This is a genomic window from Sphingobium sp. IP1 (genome assembly GCF_002708645.1).
GTDB lineage: Bacteria > Pseudomonadota > Alphaproteobacteria > Sphingomonadales > Sphingomonadaceae > Sphingobium > Sphingobium yanoikuyae.
This window is the reverse complement of record NZ_NOIW01000188.1, coordinates 1-5,512: the sequence shown is the minus strand read 5'-3', so window position 1 is coordinate 5,512 and position 5,512 is coordinate 1. Positions and strand designations below refer to the sequence as shown.

The following is a 5,512-nucleotide window of genomic DNA, read 5'->3' as shown; positions in this document are numbered from 1 at the left end:
AGATGCCACCACGTGAGTGGACCATGGCGAAGGCGCAATTTGCCGTGATCTTCGGCGAACGTTTCATCAGAGCCATGGCGGCCTGATGATCAACCGCCCGGCCGCACACGGAAATCCTGACAGTCCCATGGCGTTGCTGTCATACCCTTTGTCGCCCAGCAGGATTGCGCCCTCGGGAATGGCTTCGATCAGCGCCTCCGCCTCGCAGGCATCGTGAATCTGCCCGCCTGTCAGTCTCAGGCTGACAGGACGCCCGACAGCATCGACAAGAGCGTGGAGTTTGCTGGTGAGGCCGCCCCGGGAACGTCCCATGCCACGATCGCAGCTTCCCCCTTTTTGCCCGTCGCACCATTTTGGTGGACGCGCATGCAGGTGGAATCGATCATCACCAGTTCGCCATTATATCCGGCGGAAACCTCAGCCAGAAGCCGGTCCCACACCCCGGCTTTGCGCCAGCGCACGAACCGGTTGTAGCAGGTCGTCGATGGGCCATAGCGCTCGGGAATTTCCGCCCATGTCGCACCGGACCGGAAACGCCACATGATCCCGTTCAGCACTCGCCGGTCATCAACCCGCGCCACGCCACGCGGCTTGTTGGGCAACAACGGCTCGATGATGGCCCATTCCCGATCTGTCAGTTCATACCGCCGCCGTGCCATCAAGTCCTCCAAATCTGGAGGCTCCTGAATCACGCAAACGGTCAACCCTCAAGCCATTTTATGAGTTTACGGCCTAGTGATGCTGACTCACGAGGGGGATTCCCAAGGCGCTGAATTTCTGAATCTATGGCTTCCTGTTGGAGGGCATGGCGATGGGTGCAGCGATCGGATTGCGGGACGACTTTGACGCGGTGGGCTTGAGGCGACTGGCGCGTGTGACCAGGAGCGCGAACCAGGGACGGCGGCTGCTGGCCTTGGCGGAAATTTATGATGGTGGGAGCCGCAGCGATGCCGCGCGGATTGGCGGCGTGACGTTGCAGATCGTGCGCGACTGGGTGGTGCGCTTCAATGCCCGGGGGCCGGACGGACTCCTCGACGGGAAGGCGCCGGGCAAGTCCCCGTTGTTGAACGATGCCCAGCGTCGGGCTCTTGCGGAGATCGTTGAAAGCGGCCCGATCCCGGCGATCCATGGAGTTGTTCGCTGGCGGCTGATTGATCTGGTGCGGTGGCTCCATGGCAAGTTTGGTGTGTCCCTGACGGAAACGACTGTGGGGCGGGAGCTGAAGAAGCTGGGCTATGTCAAACTGACGGCACGCCCGCGTCACCATGCCCAGAACGAATATGCGATGGAGGACTTTAAAAAGGGGGCTTTGCAGCCGAGCTGGCAAAGATCAAAGCCGCCCTCCCGGGTGGCACGCCGATAGAGGTCTGGTTCCAGGACGAGGCCCGGATCGGCCAGAAAAACAAGATCACCCGGCGCTGGGCCAGGCGTGGCACCCGGCCGTCGGCACCCAAGGACCAGAGGACGAAATCGGCCTACATCTTCGGTGCCATCTGCCCCGAACTCGGCAAGGGGGCGGGCCTGATCCTCCCGTTCTGCAACACCCAGACCATGTCGCTGCACCTGACGGAGATATCGCTCGCTATCGAGCCAGGTGCCCACGGTGTTGTGTTGATGGATCAAGCCGGGTGGCACATGACCGGAAAGCTGGAAGTGCCAGAGAATATCAGCATCATTCCGCTGCCCCCGAAATGCCCCGAACTCAACGCAGTCGAAAATATCTGGCAGTTCATGCGGGATAACTGGCTGTCCAACCGGATCTTCATATCCCACGACAACATCATCGACCTTTGCTGCGAAGCCTGGAACAAGCTGGTCGATCAGCCGTGGCGCATCATGACTATCGGACGCCGTAAATGGGCGCGTGGGTCGTGATCAATGCATCTTGGTATTAGGGGCGAAAAATCGGCGGAAGAGAGTCCGCAAAGGGTCGACCGCGGAAACGTCTGCTACGCGCCCATCCAAGCCGTTCGACCGAGCTGATAAGACACCTAGGAGCGGACATCTACTTGGACGATGAGCCTGAAACTCAGTCGTCGCTCGCACCTGATCACCCACATGGCCTGTCTTATGTCAGCAGAGCGCATGCAGCCGGTTGCTCGATGGCCCGGCACGACAACGAAGGCTGTCCAACCGCAAGATGTCCGGTTCGGACATCTTGCTACCTGCTACCATATTTAAGTTCGACTACTACGCTTCTTGTTCAAAGATCCAGCTGCTTCATAGCAATATGCTACACAGCGGTCCCTTACCGTTCGATTTAGCCAACAATCTGCTTCACTTAAAACACGACCCAAATGAAGTATTCTTCCGGCAGTACGCTGAACATCAATCACCGAACTGGTTGCGGCAGCAGCAGCAGCGACTTCACGTATTGGCGCCAATAGTGGATCCAGCTTCGCACCTGGCAACTTTGTTAGATCGGCAATATATGTAACAAGTTCGTCAAATCGGCCGGCCTGCAATAGATAGTTTTTCATCAAGAATACTGAGTTGGTGAAATTCCTCTGAAAATGATACGCCCTCTTGGTATTTTCGGCATAAGTTAAGTTATATCCTTTGGCATTTAGGTGAATGGAATCCTTTAGCCTAGAAACTGACTTTTCAGGGTCTGAATAAATACCACCACGTGCTAGAAAATATAGGATCTCTGCGCGGCGTGACATAAACTCAAGCCTGATAGCATCATCATAATCACGAGCATTATCGACCAAGCGATAGATCAAATCCGTGTAATGATCAGCGCCATCCAGTTTGCCTTCGGCGACAAACCATTTTCTAACATATTGAATATCCGGACCATGCCTCATGTTAAAGCTATTTTGGAAGTATTCTCGTGCATCTGCAATATTAAATGGAGTTATATGCAGAGAAACATATCCGCATGCAGCCATGAAACGCGGGTCTTCTCTAATTGTTGCATTGTCCTTGGCGTCTACCAGTAATGACCAAGCTTGCTGAGCGCTCTGAGGATCGTCTTCCCTCTCAGAGCGGTTAATCAACATCTCTACGCGCCCGAGGAGGCGACTAAGATCGGGCGAGTCCGCATATATATTTGTTACAAACTTCGAAACTCGAGCCTTAAGCGCTTGGTAATTGTCAAGTTCTTTAGCGACTCCTAGAACAAATGAACGCGTCAATTCATTCAGACGATAAAGTGATTTTTCACCCTCTCGTTCAACTTGAATAAACATTTCTTGAACCTCAGCCATCGCGTCAGGCACAATGGCCGCATTGTCATACATCAATGCAATAATGTCCTCATAAGCAATTTTTTGCTTATAGAGCGCCAAAACTGTGAGAAGCTCTCGGCCGCGAGAGGACGGCCTAATGGAATCCCACTCTCGGCGGAAAACGTATGCTCGAACGTCGTCGCCACCCCCACTTTTGAATAGCTCGATAGCGCGTTCGTAACTGTCAGCGCGTCGACGTAGCGCAATGACAGACTCGATTACAAGTGGTCGACGCTCAGATACGGCGCTTAACTCTTCATCTCGTATGCGTCCGACAGGTGCATCTACTCCAAACTGTCCGCTCGCCAGATTTACAAATTCCAAGTATTCCTTGTCATTCAGTCCGGGCACGTCAATAGAGTTCGAAAGGGCCTGTGAAGGTGCGTTGCGCAACGTGTAAAGGATGCGAGACCGCTTTTTAGCCTTATACAAGGCTCCAATCAAAAACTCGAAGCCAGCCTCCAGGCCCTTTGTAGTCAGTGTGTCAATATCATCGATCACGATGAAAGTTGATGTGCGATTAAAGAGTGCAGAAACTTCGCGTTTAAGTTCTGCAATATCGAGGCTGTCGAGATTGTCGTATTCAGACCCTCCCTCAGTGAGAATTGCCTCGTAAAGCGTTCTTTCATCTTTAAAATCTGTGTAGATAACATTCTTCTGAAGCTGCTTTCCAGGATCAAGTTCCCGCTCCTTGGCGGTTAAAAACATAACTTTCTCAAGAGGATCAAAACCCTCAATGAGGAAGCCTGCCCCCGACTCACGCAATATCTTTGCGACCTGGAATGCAATCGTTGATTTGCCGGACCCACCTTTTCCATAGAGAAAATTTCTTGGCTGATCAGAAGTTTTAAGCCACTGGAACAACTGATCAATCGTAGACATGCGCCCCACAAACTGCCTGATAGTAGCAGGGCTGGGAGGCAAAGTACCCTCTATCTCTTCAGCTTCGCTATTTCTCATCGGGATATCGCGACAGTAAAGTTGAGCAATATGCTTCGGACCAGCCGTATCAACTTCGTGCCCCTGTCTGACCCAAATAACGTCAGAAGGATAGAATTTACTACTCGCCCGAAATCGGAGTGGTAAATCCTTTGCATTCAAGGGAGGGACAAGCATCGCCGCAAAATGGCCTCCCCCATCTGTCTGGTAGTGCCTGAAATCTACATGAAGCAACTGTCCAACGAGCTGTTTGAATGCTTGTGAAAAGCGATCTAGATCAGCCGCGATACGCTGCTTTTGCGCAGTGCGGGTGGCGTCGTCCACGCCGAATATAATGAGCCCGCCATTCGTGTTTGCGAATGCGCAAATGAGTCTACAAAGGCCATGAAAGTATGAGTCTGAATAGCTGTCGGGCCACCCAGCTTTAAAATCCCATGAAGCGCCCTCGCGAGATACGAATATCCCATCTTCATCTGCTAAAAATTGAAGTAGCGCCTGAGATTCCAAGGGCAAAGCACCCTGCTCGATGAGATCCTCAAGACGCTCCATTATCCATTTCTCTCCATACGCGTTGGCATCATGCATATTAAACTGGCAAAATCTTCTTAAGCAACCCGCAACAGCGATCAGAATCGGCTCTGCACCCATTTACTCAAGGGAACCAAATTTTCTCATTTCGTGTGCGGATGGCGGCCAACAGAATGTCTGGCTCAAGGGCGGTACTGAGGCTGGTCGCGGGCCGACGACGCATGAATGTCGGCAATCGCTGGGGCACGCCCGCTAACCCGACCGTCGCCTATCGGCCAGTTTTGAAAGGCGCTGTCAGGTTAGCTGACCGTCCGCTCTTGGGGCGCGTAAATTTGCGATTGGGTGTCTTAAAAGGGTCGACACCGTCGAGGGCCAAGCGCCCAGATCGGGCGCTTGGCGATAAATTGGATCAGATGGCAATTCCCATAACTTCGCGGGCTGACATTGGGACTTCGCTGCCGTTCCCGGCCGCTTCGTCTCGTCGCCCGCAGCCTCGCGAAGCGCACCAACGATCGTCGACTTGCCAGCTCCCGCCAAGACAAGAGCAGCCAGTGCTTTCAGCATGCAGGCAGAACCGCCCAAATGGGTGACGGCTTGAAGGCTGCGACTGTCGTGCTGCCTGTAAAGATGCGCGGACAAAGAATGATGGAATTGGTGGGGAACCTGCCTAGTGTAGCTCGCGGGGGAGATCGAAAATGTCAGATCCGATGAGTAGTGTTGTACGCCTGCCTGGAGACGCCACGCATGCCGGGTGAAGTTCCTGTTCCGCCGCCACCGCCAGTTCCTGCCCCGCCCGCTCCCGCAGCGCCGCC

The 5,512-nt window shown here is 53.8% G+C and carries 2 protein-coding genes and 1 pseudogene; 1 reads left to right on the top strand and 2 read right to left on the bottom strand.

Going from position 1 to position 5,512, the window contains the following annotated elements; genetic code table 11:
* Window positions 1-126: 126 nt before the first annotated feature.
* Window positions 127-659 (bottom strand): annotated as a pseudogene (locus CG471_RS28795) (IS5 family transposase); the annotation flags it as partial.
* A gap of 152 nt (window positions 660-811) precedes the next feature.
* On the opposite strand from CG471_RS28795, the gene CG471_RS28790 reads away from it, so the two are divergent.
* Window positions 812-1,875, top strand: a protein-coding gene (locus CG471_RS28790) for an IS630 family transposase (RefSeq protein ID WP_099234545.1) whose coding sequence is annotated in 2 segments (ribosomal slippage) — window positions 812-1,303 and window positions 1,306-1,875 — 1,062 coding nt in all. Because the reading frame shifts where the segments join, the coding sequence is not laid out codon by codon here.
* Window positions 1,876-2,177: 302 nt separating this feature from the next.
* Here CG471_RS28790 and CG471_RS28785 read toward each other — a convergent pair.
* Complete coding sequence (locus tag CG471_RS28785; RefSeq protein WP_099234544.1) at window positions 2,178-4,820, bottom strand: RNA-binding domain-containing protein; 2,643 nt, start codon at window positions 4,818-4,820, stop codon at window positions 2,178-2,180.
* Window positions 4,821-5,512 lie beyond the last annotated feature (692 nt).

Bases quoted from the DNA above. Each gene is read 5' to 3' on its own strand.
- CG471_RS28785 (WP_099234544.1), bottom strand. From the start codon at position 4,820: ATGGGTGCAGAGCCGATTCTGATCGCTGTTGCGGGTTGCTTAAGAAGA.